The 16,116-nt window shown below is 49.9% G+C and carries 17 protein-coding genes and 1 pseudogene; 3 read left to right on the top strand and 15 right to left on the bottom strand.

Features of this window, described 5'->3' with window-relative positions; translation table 11 throughout:
- Positions 1-48 precede the first annotated feature (48 nt).
- From groL to MKX74_RS05350, 7 genes are all read right to left on the bottom strand, one after another.
- Positions 49-1,680 carry a chaperonin GroEL gene (gene groL, locus MKX74_RS05380; RefSeq protein WP_018886665.1) on the bottom strand — a complete coding sequence of 544 codons (1,632 nt, stop codon included), beginning with the start codon at positions 1,678-1,680 and terminating at the stop codon, positions 49-51.
- Positions 1,681-1,767: 87 nt separating this feature from the next.
- On the bottom strand, positions 1,768-2,049 hold the full coding sequence (groES, locus tag MKX74_RS05375) for a co-chaperone GroES (RefSeq protein ID WP_014280320.1): 282 nt from the start codon (positions 2,047-2,049) through the stop codon (positions 1,768-1,770).
- 287 nt (positions 2,050-2,336) lie between these two features.
- The gene (tatC, locus tag MKX74_RS05370) at positions 2,337-3,116 is read right to left on the bottom strand and encodes a twin-arginine translocase subunit TatC (protein WP_341180518.1); all 780 of its coding nucleotides are present in this window, start codon (positions 3,114-3,116) and stop codon (positions 2,337-2,339) included.
- 316 nt (positions 3,117-3,432) lie between these two features.
- Positions 3,433-3,687, bottom strand: a complete 255-nt coding sequence (locus tag MKX74_RS05365) for a twin-arginine translocase TatA/TatE family subunit (RefSeq protein WP_341177742.1) — start codon at positions 3,685-3,687, stop codon at positions 3,433-3,435.
- A gap of 85 nt (positions 3,688-3,772) precedes the next feature.
- Positions 3,773-4,264, bottom strand: coding sequence for a MogA/MoaB family molybdenum cofactor biosynthesis protein (locus MKX74_RS05360; RefSeq protein ID WP_018886668.1), 492 nt, complete (start codon positions 4,262-4,264; stop codon positions 3,773-3,775).
- A gap of 142 nt (positions 4,265-4,406) precedes the next feature.
- On the bottom strand, positions 4,407-4,883 hold the full coding sequence (gene moaC, locus MKX74_RS05355) for a cyclic pyranopterin monophosphate synthase MoaC (protein ID WP_341177741.1): 477 nt from the start codon (positions 4,881-4,883) through the stop codon (positions 4,407-4,409).
- 18 nt (positions 4,884-4,901) lie between these two features.
- The gene (locus MKX74_RS05350) at positions 4,902-5,561 is read right to left on the bottom strand and encodes a 5-formyltetrahydrofolate cyclo-ligase (RefSeq protein WP_341177740.1); all 660 of its coding nucleotides are present in this window, start codon (positions 5,559-5,561) and stop codon (positions 4,902-4,904) included.
- 175 nt (positions 5,562-5,736) lie between these two features.
- On the opposite strand from MKX74_RS05350, the gene abc-f reads away from it, so the two are divergent.
- Complete coding sequence (abc-f, locus tag MKX74_RS05345; RefSeq protein WP_341177739.1) at positions 5,737-7,686, top strand: ribosomal protection-like ABC-F family protein; 1,950 nt, start codon at positions 5,737-5,739, stop codon at positions 7,684-7,686.
- 574 nt (positions 7,687-8,260) lie between these two features.
- Here the strand turns inward: abc-f and tsaD are convergent.
- From tsaD to MKX74_RS05315, 6 genes are all read right to left on the bottom strand, one after another.
- A complete protein-coding gene (tsaD, locus tag MKX74_RS05340; RefSeq protein WP_018886672.1) occupies positions 8,261-9,334 on the bottom strand; it encodes a tRNA (adenosine(37)-N6)-threonylcarbamoyltransferase complex transferase subunit TsaD in 1,074 nt (357 codons plus the stop codon).
- Positions 9,331-9,852: a ribosomal protein S18-alanine N-acetyltransferase gene (gene rimI, locus MKX74_RS05335; protein WP_445667252.1), complete on the bottom strand. Its 522-nt coding sequence runs from the start codon at positions 9,850-9,852 to the stop codon at positions 9,331-9,333. Before rimI ends, tsaD begins: the two co-directional genes overlap by 4 nt.
- Positions 9,849-10,712 (bottom strand): tRNA (adenosine(37)-N6)-threonylcarbamoyltransferase complex dimerization subunit type 1 TsaB, encoded by an 864-nt coding sequence (gene tsaB / locus MKX74_RS05330; RefSeq protein WP_341177738.1) that lies wholly within the window; start codon positions 10,710-10,712, stop codon positions 9,849-9,851. Before tsaB ends, rimI begins: the two co-directional genes overlap by 4 nt.
- Before the next feature lie 5 nt (positions 10,713-10,717).
- Complete coding sequence (gene tsaE / locus MKX74_RS05325; protein ID WP_445667251.1) at positions 10,718-11,203, bottom strand: tRNA (adenosine(37)-N6)-threonylcarbamoyltransferase complex ATPase subunit type 1 TsaE; 486 nt, start codon at positions 11,201-11,203, stop codon at positions 10,718-10,720.
- Positions 11,204-11,529: 326 nt separating this feature from the next.
- Entirely contained in the window at positions 11,530-11,712 is a 183-nt protein-coding gene (locus MKX74_RS05320; protein ID WP_025681277.1) for an H-type small acid-soluble spore protein, read from the bottom strand.
- Positions 11,713-11,739: 27 nt separating this feature from the next.
- Positions 11,740-12,021 (bottom strand): hypothetical protein, encoded by a 282-nt coding sequence (locus MKX74_RS05315; RefSeq protein ID WP_341177736.1) that lies wholly within the window; start codon positions 12,019-12,021, stop codon positions 11,740-11,742.
- Between the two features lie 343 nt (positions 12,022-12,364).
- Here MKX74_RS05315 and ku point away from each other — a divergent pair, with 343 nt between their 5' ends.
- Both ku and ligD read left to right on the top strand, forming a co-directional pair.
- Complete coding sequence (ku, locus tag MKX74_RS05310; protein ID WP_341177735.1) at positions 12,365-13,276, top strand: non-homologous end joining protein Ku; 912 nt, start codon at positions 12,365-12,367, stop codon at positions 13,274-13,276.
- 33 nt (positions 13,277-13,309) lie between these two features.
- Positions 13,310-14,197 (top strand): non-homologous end-joining DNA ligase, encoded by an 888-nt coding sequence (ligD, locus tag MKX74_RS05305; protein ID WP_341177734.1) that lies wholly within the window; start codon positions 13,310-13,312, stop codon positions 14,195-14,197.
- A gap of 146 nt (positions 14,198-14,343) precedes the next feature.
- On the opposite strand, the pseudogene tnpA reads toward ligD, so the two are convergent.
- Both tnpA and MKX74_RS05295 read right to left on the bottom strand, forming a co-directional pair.
- Positions 14,344-14,828: pseudogene (gene tnpA, locus MKX74_RS05300) on the bottom strand (IS200/IS605 family transposase).
- A 271-nt stretch (positions 14,829-15,099) separates the two neighbouring features.
- Entirely contained in the window at positions 15,100-16,002 is a 903-nt protein-coding gene (locus MKX74_RS05295; protein WP_341180516.1) for a YitT family protein, read from the bottom strand.
- Positions 16,003-16,116 lie beyond the last annotated feature (114 nt).

Raw genomic sequence — 16,116 nt, 5'->3', positions numbered from 1 at the left:
TCTCGGGAGCCTTTCAAATAGCCGTATTTACAGGCTTTTCAGCCCTTATTACATCATGCCGCCCATTCCACCCATGCCGCCCATGTCAGGGGCACCAGCAGCGCCAGCAGGTTCTGGCTTGTCAGCAATAACCGCTTCTGTAGTCAAGAACATAGCTGCTACGGAAGCCGCGTTTTGCAGCGCAGAGCGAGTTACCTTCGCAGGGTCAACGATACCTGCGTCGATCATGTTCACCCAGTCACCAGTAGCTGCGTTGTAGCCTACGCCGATCTCTTCGCGTTTCAGACGCTCAACGATAACGGAGCCTTCTTCGCCAGCATTAGCTGCGATAGTACGGATTGGAGCTTCCAGAGCGCGCAGAACGATGTTCACGCCAGTCTGCTCGTCACCAGCCAGTTCAACAGCAGCCACAGCATTGTATACGTTCAGCAACGCTACGCCACCACCGGATACGATACCTTCTTCAACCGCAGCACGAGTAGCATTCAGAGCATCCTCGATGCGCAGTTTACGTTCTTTCAGCTCAGTCTCAGTAGCTGCACCGACTTTGATTACAGCAACGCCACCGGACAGCTTAGCCAGACGCTCTTGCAGTTTTTCTTTGTCGAACTCGGAAGTAGTCTCATCCAGTTGCGTACGGATTTGGCTTACGCGAGCATCGATGTCGGCTTTGTTGCCTGCACCGTCAACAACGATTGTGTTTTCTTTTGTAATACGAACTTGACGAGCTGTACCCAGTTGGTCCACTGTAGCGGATTTCAGGTCCAGACCCAGTTCTTCAGTGATCACTTGACCACCAGTCAAGGCAGCGATATCCTGCAGCATAGCTTTACGACGGTCACCAAAGCCAGGAGCCTTAACAGCTACAGCATTGAATGTACCACGCAGCTTGTTCACTACGAGCATAGCCAGCGCTTCACCTTCTACATCCTCAGCGATGAGAACGAGTGGCTTACCTTGCTGAACGATCTTCTCCAGCAATGGCAAGATTTCTTGTGTGTTAGTAATCTTCTTATCTGTAATGAGAATGTACGGGTTGTCCAGTACAGCCTCCATTTTGTCCGTATCAGTGATCATGTATGGAGAGATGTAGCCGCGGTCGAATTGCATACCTTCAACGACTTCCAGCTCTGTAGCGAATCCACGGGATTCTTCAACTGTGATTACGCCGTCTTTGCCTACCTTCTCCATAGCTTCAGCGATCAGTTCGCCTACTTCGTCGTCAGCAGCAGAGATTCCCGCTACTTGAGCGATGGATTGCTTGCCTTCGATTGGCTTAGCGATGTTTTGCAGCTCTGCAACAGCTGCTTTTACAGCCTTGTCGATCCCTTTACGGATACCGATTGGGCTAGCGCCAGCCGTTACGTTCTTCAGACCTTCAGTAATGAGGGCTTGAGCCAGTACAGTAGCCGTAGTCGTACCGTCACCAGCAACATCATTAGTCTTGGTAGCCACTTCTTTAACCAGTTGAGCACCCATGTTCTCGAATGCATCTTCCAGCTCGATTTCCTTAGCGATGGTTACACCGTCATTAGTAATGAGTGGGCTGCCGAATTTCTTCTCCAGCACTACGTTACGGCCTTTAGGACCGAGAGTTACCTTAACCGCATTAGCCAGTGCATCTACGCCACGAAGCATGGAACGACGAGCATCTTCACTGAATTTAATCTCTTTAGCCATTCTGAGAAAACCTCCCTATGGATTATAAATTAACGTTCAATTCCTATATTCAGGTTGAGCCGGATATATCCTTATGCTGATATACCGTTAACCAATGATCGCGTGAATGTCGCTTTCTTTCATAATCAAATACTCTTTACCTTCGTATTTGATTTCTGTTCCGGCGTACTTCGAGAAAATGACTCGATCGCCTTCCTTCACTTCCAGAGGAATGCGGACACCGTCTTTCAATGCGCCAGCACCGACCGCAATGATTTTACCTTCTTGCGGCTTCTCTTTAGCGGAGTCAGGCAGGACAATTCCGAATGAAGTTGTCTGTTCTTGTTCGATCGCTTCCACCAATACGCGTTCACCCAAAGGTTTGATCATGAAAAAATAGCCTCCTTATTCAAATGTTCTGGATTATAGGGTTGTTGGTCTATGTATTAGCACTCAACAACGTTTAGTGCTAACAACCAATTTCATAATACTCAACTTGGGATTCAATTTCAAGTGCCAAAGGTCATTTTTATTGAAGATTTTTGCAAAAATCCAGCAAGTCCACCAACTCCACTCCATTGTACCCAATTCTAGTCTATCTATGCCAATCGCCTGATTCTACTGAGAGACAAGCTCCTAATAAGATCATTATTGTACTTCACTGTTCTTTATTCCCTTTAAACTTTATTCCCTCCAAGATTCTCATTCCTCTCCTTATCTGCATGCTGCTGCCTCCGATAGACAAGAGCGGACACGAGTATGCTTCCCTCATACAACAGAAGAAGTGGCCCAGTGACGAGAAGATCGGACACCAGATCGGGCGGTGTAATGACAACAGCAATAAATACCAGACCAAAATAAGCAAAACGCCGCACCTTACGCAAACGCGACGGATTCAGGATGCGAATCGCCGTCAAAAACATAATGACTAGCGGAAGCTCGAATAGCAAAGCCACAGGCAGCACGATGTTGAATAGGAATCCAAAATACTGCATGACTCCATAAGTCTCCTGCAAGCCCATACTGCGATTCACAGAGGTTGTAAATGCCAGAGCCATCGGATAGATAACACCATAAGCGAACAGGGCTCCACCTACGAACAGCAAGAACACATATGGAATATAACGTAGGGCCGCAGAGCGCTCCTGCTGTCGTAGTCCAGGACCCACGAAGCGCCATAGCTGATACAGCGCAAAGGGCAAAGTAGCACCTACAGCGAATATGAACGAAATCTTCACATAGATGCTGATCCCATCCCATACGGAGAGAGCGTTCAGTTCCAGATCAGAAGGAAAGCGCTTGGTAAGAAGATAACGGTACACTGGAGCGGCTGCATACAGACCACCCATCAACGTGCCTACCAGCACAAGCAACACCCATATGATTCTCCGCCTTAGCTCCGTGAGATGCTCAGTCAGGGACAGTAGCTCCTCGTAGGTCTCATTTGTTCTCTGAATGTACGATCTTAGCTTCTCTTTCTGCAGTCGAGCTTGCCGGAGAAGACGCTCTTGCTCCAGGCTTGGCTGTTGCCTAGCTTGGTCTGTCTCACTATGCTGCACTTCCTCCTGAACTTCTTCCTGTGCTTTCTTCAGGACTTCCTCTAGCCCTTTCTTCTGGACTTCGTCAGGGCCTGTTCCCTGTCCTGCTTCCTGTCGATCTTGCTGCTTCTGCTCCTTGTCCAAAGGTTAACCTCCCATCCATCTACACATACGAACCTAGACACAAAAATCCTCTCCACGAGGAAAGGATTCCGGTCATACCCTGCTGAATCGCTTAGGGTTCTTGTTTGTTCGCTGCTGACTTCTGCTCCGTTGCAGACACAGGCTTGGAGGAAGTAGCTGATGCGTGAGCTGGCTTGGATTGGTGCTCCTCGACATGCTCCTCGGCCATCAGCTCGCGTGCACCGTTCTTGAATTCTCGAAATGTTCGCCCCAGCGCTCGCCCAAGCTCAGGCAGCTTCTGGGGTCCGAACAATAGCAGTGCTAGTATTATTAACAAAATATAGCCTGAAGCCCCGATCGTCGGCATGTCCATTCCTCCTTATCATGCAAGGCATAAGGTTAGCATCACAGCTTCATGTCCATACTCGTCATGGTCTCCTGCCGTAGAATCCTCAAGAGCCCTGCTTGAATTGACCCGTTACCATGAGCAAAGCTTCCGGAAGCTGATCCATGATAGCAGCCAGATTCTCATGTACACCTTTGGGAGTACCAGGCAGGTTCACAATAAGGCTACGTCCCCGTATACCCACCGTGCCCCTGAAGAGCATGGCTGCCCGGTTCTTCTGCATAACAGATGCTCTCATGGCCTCCGCCATACCAGGGACTTCACGCTCAATGACACGCCGGGTCGCTTCTGGAGTCACATCTCGAATGGCCAGTTCTGTTCCGCCTGTCGTCAGCACCAGGTCGGCATGAAAGTAATCTGTCATTTCAATAAGTGCCGCTATAATCTCATCCGGCTCGTCAGGCACAATGCGGTATTCTACAATCTCTCCGCCCAACTCTTCCTCGATCAGTTCACGAATGACCTGAGCACTGGTATCCTCTCGTTCCCCGCGGGCTCCTTTATCGCTGGCTGTCAGAATCGCTGTTCTCCACAACATAAGATCACCCTTCTCCTATGTTCAGCATCTACAGCCCGTAGGCTGAAGTGCCGATTTTTGTATCCTATCCCGTTCTTTGCGACCGTACAGTACTTCAAAGCCCCAGTCCGCCAGATTTCGGAGATATAGATCATATAACTAGTTATTCACCACGCTGAAAATCCCCGCTCTTGCCTCCGGTCTTGGATTGCAGCATGGTCGGGCCGATCACAATATCCTTCTGCAGTGCCTTGCACATATCATAGACGGTCAGAGCAGCCGCAGAAGCTGCAGTCAAGGCCTCCATCTCGACTCCCGTCTTACCTTCAGTCTTAACCTCCGCTTCAATATAGAGGGTATCCTCACCATTGTCGCTGAAGTTAATATTCACGCCTGTCAGGGCCAACGGATGACACATCGGAATCCAATCGGAGGTCTTCTTGGCTCCCTGTATACCAGCTACCTGCGCAACCGCCAGCACATCACCCTTCTTCACAGCCCCTTCACGTATTGCTCGCAAGGTAGATGGAGCCATTGTAAGACTCGTAACGGCTACGGCGGTACGCACACTTGGTGTCTTCCCTGATATATCTACCATCCGCGCGCGCCCTTGATCATTAAAATGGGTAAAAGACTCCACCCTGTCACCTTCCCTTGATTATCTTGTCGTGCTAATACTGCCATCACTCGTGAAAATGAAATCCAGCCTGAGATCCGTACTCTCCATCGGTACATGTGCAATGAGTTGCTCTGGAAAGGCGAGCGCAACATAACAAGGCTTGTCCGTCTGTTCAGAACGGGCTTGCCCCACAACGTTAGCAAAGCGATCATAATATCCGCCTCCATAGCCCAGCCTGCCTCCACTCTGATCAAAGGCCAAACCTGGTACGACTACCCAGCTCACCTCTCCCCATTGCTTCCGAGGCCAAAGTGGACAATGCTCAGCAGGCTCCAAAATCCCCCAAGCTCCTGGCACCAGATCGGATGGACTCCTGATCTCGCGCAGCTCTAATGTATGTGCTTCTTGCAGTACCTTCGGTGCCAGCACCAGATCGCCTTTACTCCAGCCATGATGAATGAGCTCCAGCGTCGAAATCTCGCTACCGTAGGGTATGTAGCTGAACAGCGTGAGTCTGCCACCTCCGCTGCGTCCACGCAGCTCCTCCCAGGCCTGAATCGCATGCTGACAAGCCATACTGGAGTCCACTGCGTGAGCATCCTTAGCCCTAGCGTTCCTGAGCTGTCGCTGCTGGGCTCGTATGCTGGCCTTGATTCGGCTGATATCCGTCATGAAGCAGTTCCTTTCGTTCTTGTCCATGCTGCCTGATCATAGTCTCTAAACATTCTACTTGTAGTGTATCATTGATTGTGGAAAATAACCACAAGCCCGGTGCCTCAAGCCGCCGCTGCTGTGCATTCCGCAGGATTTCATGTACACTGGTAATAGGTCTGCCGTTAGCAGACGCAATTTGTGATGGAGGAATAGAATCGTTATGCTGCTGCAAGTATCTGGCATTACAAAAGCATATGAAGTTGACCCGATTCTGGACGGGGTAAATCTGCAAGTTCTTGAACGCGAACGGATCGGCCTCGTTGGTGTGAACGGCGCGGGCAAATCCACCCTGCTGAAAATCATTGCAGGAGAGCTGTCTTATGATGCAGGACAAATATACAAATCCAAAGAGACCCGGATCGGATATCTGGCGCAAAATAGCGGACTGGATTCTCAAAGATCCATCTGGGAAGAAATGCTGCGTGTATTCGACACGCTCGTGACCGCAGAGGCTGAGTTGCGACAAATGGAGCAGGAGATCGCAGAACAGGCACAGGACCAATCTGCTAAGGCCTACGAGGAGCTGCTGGAGCGCTACGCTCGCAAGTCCGACTGGTTCAAGGATCAGGGTGGTTATGAGATGGAGACTCGCATTCGCAGCGTACTGCACGGAATGGGCTTCGGCAGCTTCGCTCCGGATACCCCAATTTCAACGCTAAGCGGGGGCCAGAAGACCCGTCTGGCACTAGCCCGCATTTTGCTGCAGGCACCTGATCTACTCATGCTTGATGAGCCTACCAACTATCTCGACATTCAGACCCTGACCTGGCTGGAGGATTATCTCCGTGCCTATCCAGGCGCCTTGCTTGTCGTATCCCATGACCGTTACTTTCTGGATCGGCTCGTCACGACCATTGTCGAGATCGAGCGACATCAATCCACTCGTTATACCGGCAATTATTCTCGTTATATTGAGCTGAAGGCTGCCGAGTACGAGGCACAGATGAAGCAGTTCGAGAAGCAACAGGTAGAGATTGCCAAGCTTGAGGACTTTATTCAGAAAAATCTTGTACGTGCCTCCACGACCAAGCGTGCCCAGAGTCGCCGAAAAGCACTTGAAAAAATGGATCGAATGGATAAGCCGGCAGGTGAGCTGAAGAAGGCGCATTTTTCCTTCGACATCCAGTACATGTCGGGCAAGGACGTGCTGACAGCCGAGAACCTCTCCGTCGAGTTCCAGCAGGGACAACCTTTGTTCAGGAATGTATCGTTCCAGCTCTGGCGCGGAGACACGGTGGCTCTGATCGGACCGAATGGAGTCGGTAAGTCCACCCTACTAAAATGTCTGACAGACTCCCTTCGTCCCAATCAGGGGGCCATTCATTGGGGAAGCAAGATCAAGATCGGTTATTATGATCAGGAGCATACCAGTCTGAATCCCAGCAATAGCGTATTGGAGGAGCTGTGGAGTGAGTATCCGCATCTCGAAGAGGCTCGAATTCGTACGGTGCTTGGGAACTTTCTTTTTAGTGGAGAAGACGTACTGAAGAAGGTATCCACCTTGAGTGGTGGGGAGAAGGCCCGTCTCTCACTCTCGAAGCTGATGCTGCGAGAAGCCAACATGCTGATTCTTGACGAGCCTACGAACCATCTGGACCTGTTCAGTCGCGAGGTACTGGAGGCTGCATTGCTGGATTATGAGGGAACATTACTATTCATCTCCCATGACCGTTATTTCCTGAATAAAATGGCTGAACGGGTCATTGAGCTGCATCCAGAAGGTATGGAGCAATTCCTGGGGAACTATGACGATTATGTGGCCAAGAAGCTGGAGCTTAAGGAGATTGCCATGGAAAATGCCTCCTCGGCCAATAACAGCAAGACCGCTACCGAGTCCAGTCCGTCTGAGGCGGACAAGAACGGAGCAACCTCCTATGCAGCCGGAAAGCAGGCCAAGAGTGAGGAACGCAGCCGTCAGCGTAAGATCGAGGCCTATGAGCAGCAGATCGCCGAGCTGGAGGAGACAATTCACGCCTTGGAGCTGGAGATGGCCTCGCCTGAGGTATATCAGGATTACGAAGCTCTGCAGGCCATTCAGAGTAAGCTTGAGGAGCGGAAGCAGGAGCTTACAGAAGTGTACTCAGCTTGGGAGCAGCTCCTAGGAGAATAAATCTGTCGCGGTGTAAACGATGTGTTAAAAAAACGACAAATTTTATTACCGCCGTCTGTACACAAAGTTATTCACATTAAAACTGCATTCACAATAGATGAAAATGACCTTGATTGGTCATTTTTTTCTTTGTTATATAAGGGCTGTGTTAAGTAACCCACTCGATAACCAGTATTATCCACCCTTTTATCCACATTATCCACAATTTTCGTCATCATTTTGTTAAGATCTATCCCCTGTGCTCCCATTCGACAAATTTCATGGCTGGCGGGCCTTTTCAGTCATTATCCACAGAAAAGCATGGATATGTGGATAACATTGTTAACAACTTGACAAATGTCATTGCACCAATTTCCGATTTAGGGATGGCTTTCGCGTATATTAAAAAAGCCTGCCGACTCTGCAAGAGACGACAGGCACTATGTTAAATGGTCAGTGATTCTATCTAAAGCTACCCTTAATCCAATCTAATTTGGAGCTTGCTTGGGTCTTATAACCAACCTAATCAGAGTTCACAAGAAGTCCTGGATAAGCATAGTGCTCGTCTGGCCAATGCTACAGTAAAGCTTCAACGTTACTCTGCCCTTTGAACGGACCAATGCTCCAGAGATAATCCTGGGTCTGCCTTCATATCAAGTGCGGACGACTCTCCGTGCTGCCATTTGATATAAGCCGCGGCTCCGATCATCGCTGCATTGTCCGTACAATATTTCATCGGTGGGATCAGTAATTCAATTCCTTCACGCTCACAGCGCTCCTGCAATGCAGCTCGCAGACCGCGATTGGCAGCTACACCACCACAGAGCAGCAGCTGCTTCGCCTTGAACTGGTGCATGGCACGGACGGATTTCTCCACAAGCACCTCAATCACAGATTCCTGGAAGCCGCGGGCAATCGCCCCGGGATGAATCTCCTCTCCCTTCATCTTCGCCTGATTAATAGCATTCAGCACGGCTGACTTCAAGCCGCTGAAGCTGAAATCATAGGAGTCCGCCTCCAGCCAGGCACGGGGAAGCGGGGTTACCTCGTCCGATTCCAAGGCCATCCGGTCCACATGCGGTCCACCAGGGTACGGGAAGCCGATGGCACGAGCAACCTTGTCGTATGCTTCACCCACCGCATCATCGCGTGTGCGTCCAATGACCTGAAAGCTGCCTTCTGATTCCATCAGGACCAGCTCCGTATGGCCTCCCGATACCACGAGAGCCATACATGGGTATTTCAGCTCCGAGGTCAGTGCATTAGCGTAAATATGTCCAGCAATATGGTGTGTGCCGATTAGTGGCTTGTCGAAAGCAAGCGCGGCACTTTTCGCTGCTACGATTCCTACGAGTAGTGCACCGACAAGCCCCGGCCCTTGCGTCACGGCAACAGCGGATAGCTCCTCCGGATCAATACCTGACTTCTCCACAGCTTCCTCCAGCATATAGGTAATGCTCTCGACGTGCTTGCGCGAAGCAACCTCGGGTACGACGCCTCCAAAGGCTTGATGAGTATCGATCTGACTGGCAATCAGATTCGACAGCACCTCCGTACCATCCTTGATGACCGAGACGGCTGTCTCATCACAGCTGGTCTCGATAGCTAATATATAACAAGGCTTCGATGGTTCAATTACATCTGCCTTGATGTGCTCCTGCATTGTCATCCCTTTGTCCACTCCTCCTGGTCTTCGGGATTATGTCCGGCAGGAAGGTCGGCCCACATAATAAGCGCATCCTCCTGATTGTCCGAATAATAGCCTTTGCGCATACCTGAAGGTATAAATCCCTTTTTCTCATATAATTTCTGGGCCACATGATTGGAGACACGGACCTCCAGCGTCATTCGTTCCATTCCCAATTGGCTCGCCTGCTCCATCAGCTCATCAAGCAGCCGCTCTCCGAGTCTGCGCCCGCGATATTGCTCACGCACGGCAATGTTCGTGATATGGGCTTCATCAAGAATCGTCCACATGCCAGCATATCCGATAGCGTCTCCATCCAGCTCCATCAGCAGATATTTGGCGAACATATTATGGGTTAGCTCATTGCGAAATGCATCCTCGGTCCAGGGCAATGTAAAACATTCACGCTCAATCTTCATGACCTCTTGAATGTCGGCTACCAGCATAGGACGGAAGGTAATGCTCGCCTCCTGCCGTTCTTGCTCGTTCAGCTCCCTCATGTGCTTGTCGCCCCCTTCGTACGTGCTTGAAGCAGGTTGACCTCCGCCTCTGCCAACTGCGTATAGTTCGGCACCAAGGTATGAAGCTCATCCTCTTGTCCATCCTGTAACCGTGTAGCACCGAGCCTTCCGATCCATCGTCCCTCCAGCTCATAGGGTTGAGCTCTAAGCTCCAATAGCTCTGCCAGCTCTGTGGCGGCAAGTTGGTGCACCTCAGTCTCTCCTACCAGATATATGGCCTTGGGACGTTCCTGCGGTGAGGTATCGCGGACAAGCTGTACCAGTTCCTCCACCCAACTACTCATAAGCCGGATCGCATCCGGGGCTAGTCGACGTGGTTCACTACGACCAGCTGCTGCGAACAACGATGTATACACCTGACCTCGGCGCGCATCCAGCAGTGGTACAATCCACTGTATGTAATTTGCTTCCTCGGCCTGCGCGGGGGAAGCTACAGTCCCCCCAATCTGACTCTCTTCAGAATGCTTCGCTGCTTCACCAGCCTGTGCCCGGTTCCAGCCTCCCCAGGCTAGTGCCTGTAATGTGGATACGCCTACCACTGGGACCTTCCAGGCCCAAGCCAGCGTCTTTGCAGCCGTAACAGCAATTCGCACCCCTGTGTAGGAGCCTGGCCCAATGCCGACAGCGATTCCCGCAATCTGCTCACGTGCTGTCCCGGTCTCCAGCATTAGCTCTTGAAGTCCAGTCAGGACATGAACGGAATGATTGCGCTCTCCGTATATATTTTTCTCCTCGATCAGCTGCTGCGAAGGTGCTTCCACTACTGCCGCGGCCATGACCGCCGTAGCTGTATCCAGCGCCAATAGCCGCATCTGCGGCTGGTTCTTTTCATGATTCATATCGTTCATACTCCATTCTCTCCAAGACTGGCACACCAGTCAGCATATAGCTCACCATAGCCATTCAGCTGGATAATCCGTTCCTGTTCTCCCGTGTACTCCATCCTGATGTGCAGATGCTCCGGCGGCAGCAGCTCGGGAATCAAGCTCCCCCATTCAACCAGACACACGCCTTCACCATAGAAGTATTCATCCAGGCCAAGCTCTTCGGCCTCTTCCTGGCTGATCCGGTACACATCCATATGGTACAAAGGCCATCTGCCTTCATATTCCTTAATAATCGTAAATGTAGGACTATTCACAACGCCCTCTACGCCCAGATGTCTGGCAAATGCTTTGGAGAAGGCTGTTTTACCTGCTCCGAGATCCCCATCCAGTACGATAATGGCCCCTGGTACGGATCTTAGCGCCAGCTGTGCTGCCAGCTTGTCCGTATCCTGTTCACTTCGGGAACGAAATGTATAGCTACCTTGATTTGAACTTGTCATCATCATCACCTCAGAGCCTGACTAGTACCTTGACCAGATCCAATGTGAGTGTCCAGCCGCTTTTCCGCTAACGACCACGCTTCCCAGATCACTCATCCCAAAAATTTGATTCGGTCCCTATTCCAGCTTCCATAACTTGACCTTTATTATATATTTCACGTCAAGCTCTAGCAAGGAAAGCTCGTGATTTCATAATATATGTAGACCTTGCCATGAAGAAGTATTCACCTAAGTCGATTGCACGCTCATTCCTATGAATTTACGCAAAAAAAGGATGCCCGCATCAACAATCGCTGCAGCATCCTGACATTGAGCCTGCTCATTCAACCTTAACTTTCTTCCTCCAGACGGTCCACCCGGACTGTCATCGTATTCGTGGGCCTGCTTCCAACTTGAACCGTCGCCATGCCATTCTCCGCATCCACATGCTCGATCCAGACCGGCTCTCCCTCCAGCTTGACCGAAATCATCTCCTTGGAGTTGTAAATATCTACTGCACGCTTCACATCCATCATATGGCTTACAGCTCCTTTCTGAGTTTATCCTTCTGGTTCATTGCGTACCGCTATCGAATCCTGCATGGCTTCCAATTCATCCTCCGCCATCTGATTCACATCCAGTGCCGGATATTCATTCATACCTGAGTCCTTGGCGGTCAGTGCCTCCCAGTTCACATGCTGTGCAGCAATAGGATATGGGGGTACAGATTCATGTGACAGCATGAACTCTGGCGGCAATGCATCACGCTCTCCGGCTGCCGGAAAACGAATCACCAACGCTTGACTACCCAGCTTGTGTCTGACCTTGGCGGGTCTCTTCATGCTGTTCATCCCTCCACGTAAGTAGTTCGTTTGTTACTATGTACAGAACATGCATCAGACATGCGTTCATACAAAATCATTCATGAAGCATACTACAGGTAAGCGAGATGGACGCATATTCTTCATGCACAAGCCACAGCTATAAACGGGATATCAACCGAAGGGTGAAGCGGCATTTTCAACAATAGCGCCTGTTAATAATAAACATCATACGTCCAGCTTAAGGTCATATGATCGCCAAGATGCATCCACACAAATGAAGCAAGTAGAATATTTGAAATGAAATACGATGCAAAATGCTAATTGAATCTCACACAAATCAAAGAGGAAGGAAGGTGCACTCATGCATACCGTCTGGAAAGGAGCTATTAGCTTCGGATTGGTCCATGTCCCCGTCAAGATGTTTTCCGCAACGGAGAATAAGGACATTTCCATGCGCTACATTCACAAGGAATGCGGCAGTCCGCTCAGTTATGTTCGTAAATGTCCCGTGTGTGACAAAGAGGTGGAATGGGAGGAGATTGGCAAGGGCTACGAGTACGAGAAGGGCAGATTCGTCATGTTTGATAAGGACGAGCTGGAGCAGCTCACGGAGCAGGGCAACAAGAATATCACGATTCTGGATTTCGTGAATCTGGAGGATATCGACCCGATCTACTTTCAAAAAACTTATTATCTGTCCCCTGATCAGACTGGAGATAATGCCTATTCCTTACTGCTGAACGCGATGCGAGATACCGGAAAAATCGGGATTGCCCAAATCTCCATTCGCTCCAAAAGCAGTCTGGCGGCTATTCGGGTGTACAACAACTGTCTAGCGATCGAGACGATCTTCTACCCGGATGAGATAAGACCCGTCAGCCAGGTCCCCAATCTGCCCGAGCAGCCGCAGGTTAACGAGAAGGAACTAACGATGGCCAAAATGCTTATTGAGCAGCTTTCGAGCGAATTCGACCCTGCCAAATATACGGATGCCTATCGTGACAAGGTGCTTGAGCTCATTTCTCATAAAATCGCGGGTGAGGAGATTAAGGTAGCTCCATCCAAGCCAGAGACGAATGTCGTTGATCTCATGGCAGCATTACAAGCCAGTATCGAGTCCATTAAGCCTGTCGCCACAGACCCTGGGCCAGCTCCTGCGAAGACACGCAAGCCGCGTAAGCCAGCTGCCTCACGGCAAGCTGCTGGTGGCGAAGCCAGTGCTGCTGCTGCGGCTCCCAAGCGTAAAAGCACAACAAAACGGACCAAGACCTAGTCCACATATCCGACCAGCAAAGGAGGTGCAGGATTGGCACGTACAGCACAGGGAACGATCACCATCATGGGCTGCGAGATTCCCATTACGAACCCAGACAAGCCCTTGTGGCCGGAGGCAGGCATTACCAAGGCCATTTATTTGGAGAAGCTTGCTCTACTCGCACCTTATCTGTTGAAATATTGCCGCAATCGTCTCTTAACCGTCATTCGCTGGCCGCATGGCATTCATGGCAAATTTTTTTATCAGAAAAACGCGCCTGTCCCCAGGCCCGAGTATATATCAACGTACCGTGATGGTGATATTGAGTATATTGTGCTGAACGAGCTGCCCCAGCTATTATGGCTTGGCAATCAGGCTGCTCTCGAATTTCATCCCTCCTTGCATGACGTAGGCAGCATACTACCTCGCGAATGGATTATTGATCTGGACCCGACGCTTGAGATCGAGCCTAGAATCATGGAGGCCGCCAGCCTTGTCGATGACGTGCTCCGTTCGCTAGGCATTGCATCCGTTGCCAAGACCTCGGGAGCTACAGGTGTTCAGATCATCGTGCCGATCCATCAGGGGATTACCTTCGACGAATTGCGCAGTGTAGGGCATCTGGTCGGTCGTTACGTAACGGAGAAGCATCCGAAGCTGTTCACGATTGAGCGGTTAAAAAAAGATCGCGGTACCTGCATCTACTTTGATTATTTGCAGCATTACGCTGGCAAGACGATCGCAGCCCCCTACACACCGCGAGCTCGCGCTGGAGCTACGGTATCCACCCCGCTCACATGGGCAGAGGTAAGACAGAATGTCTCTCCACTGGATTATCATCTGCTTAATATTGAGGAACGGCTGGGCAAGCTGGGCGACCTGCTGGATTCCCTTCCTCCACAGCCGCTGGAACCGATTATCCGTCAGCTCAAGAAATAGTAAGCTTATTTACGACAATCAGAACCACCCGTATAACGGGTGGTTTGCTCTGCGGCTGAAAGCCTTTGTTACTGGCCAGCCCTAAAAGGGCATTGAATGATTCGCCAACCGCACTACTTTTTCCGCTACCCCTAAAGGGGTTTTTTCTATCTCTTCTTTCGATTACCTTTGGTTTCTTCTCCTGTAAATGGATCGATGTATTCTTCCATTGTTATTTGTTCCGCGACGATATCTTCCTGCAATTGTTTGCGGATATATTCTTCTATCACTTTCTTGTTTCTTCCCACCGTGTCCACATAAAATCCTTTGCACCAAAATTTCCGATTCCCATACCGATACTTCAGATTGGCATGTCGATCAAAAATCATTAAGCTACTCTTTCCTTTTAAATATCCTATAAAAGCGGACACACTTAGTTTCGGTGGAATACTCACTAGCATGTGAATATGATCCTTACACGCCTCTGCTTCAATTATTTCTACGTTCTTCTCTCGCATAATTGTCGCAATATTCTACCTATATCTTGCTTCAACTTTCCGTAAATGACCTGTCGTCTATACTTTGGGGCAAACACAATGTGGTACTTACAATTCCATTTTGTATGTGCTAAACTGTTCACATCAGATGACATCTGTATCCCTCCTATTGTGCGATAAATTCGGTTGGCGAACCAAATTTATTGTAACACCAGGAGGGATTTTTTTAATACATCGCTGAAAGCTCTCCCGAACCATACGCATAGCGTATGGTTTTCTTTTTACAAAAAAGCCCGACAGGTCACTTACCTGCCGGGCACTTCTGCTACACACTATGCGCTATACGTCAAGCTATTGGTCCAGTTATTGGTTCAACAGCCTGCTAACCATTCATTCATTCATTCATTTATGCCGGCTTCAGATTCGCTAATGGATTCCCTTTTTCTTGAAGCGTCCACCCTTCACATCGTGAATATTGCCGATCGCCACGAATGCATGCGAATCCCAATCCTCCACAATACTCTTCAGCTTCGCTTCCTCCAGTCGAGTGATGACGACGAAGATAACCTTCCTACTGTCACCCGAAAAACCGCCTTCTCCATCCAGATACGTCACACCACGTCCCAGTCGATCGGTAAGTGCATCGCCGATATCACGGTATTTCTCACTAATAATCCATACCGATTTGGATTGGTCCAGACCCTCGATGGTAATGTCAATCATCTTCATCGCAATATAGTACGCGATCATGGAGTAGAGGGCATTCGGCCATCCGAACACAAAGCCTGCACTTCCGAGTATGAAGACGTTGACGAACAGCACGACCTCGCCTACGGAAAATGGTGACTTCTCACTGACGAGAATCGCCACAATCTCCGTGCCATCCAGGGATCCGCCAGAGCGAATGACCAGACCGACACCTACACCAAGAATGACACCACCGAAGATTGCACCAAGCAAGGGCTCACCCGGTGTTAATGCAGATACGTCATGCAGCAGGTACGTACCACCTGACATCAGTACGACACCAAGCAGCGTACATAACGCAAATGTCTTGCCAATCTGCTTGTAGCCGAGGATCAGAAAAGGAAGATTCAGCATCACGAGGAACACGCCGAGGGGAATTCCGAAAATTTCAGACAGCATGATGGAAATACCGGTAATACCGCCGTCTATTACTCCATTTGGTACGAGGAAAATCTCAAGAGCCACCGCCATCAAAGCTGCTCCGAGTATGATAAAGATACCCTTCTGCAGCAGCCGCTTCGTCTGTACCTTCCGGCTAACCGGAAGCTTCTGTAGATTCGTTGCTATCTCATCTGGAGTCATGCTGCTCATTCTACTCCCCCCATTTTTCTCAGCTTACAATTACAAGAAAAGGGACCGCTCCATGCAGCCCCCTCCTCCCGTCGTTGTTTCTCATATATATACTATATCATAACA

The organism is Paenibacillus sp. FSL K6-1230, assembly GCF_038002385.1.
GTDB lineage: Bacteria > Bacillota > Bacilli > Paenibacillales > Paenibacillaceae > Paenibacillus > Paenibacillus massiliensis.
The sequence above is the reverse complement of the archived record's forward strand: the minus strand, read 5'-3'. Positions and strand labels throughout refer to the sequence as shown.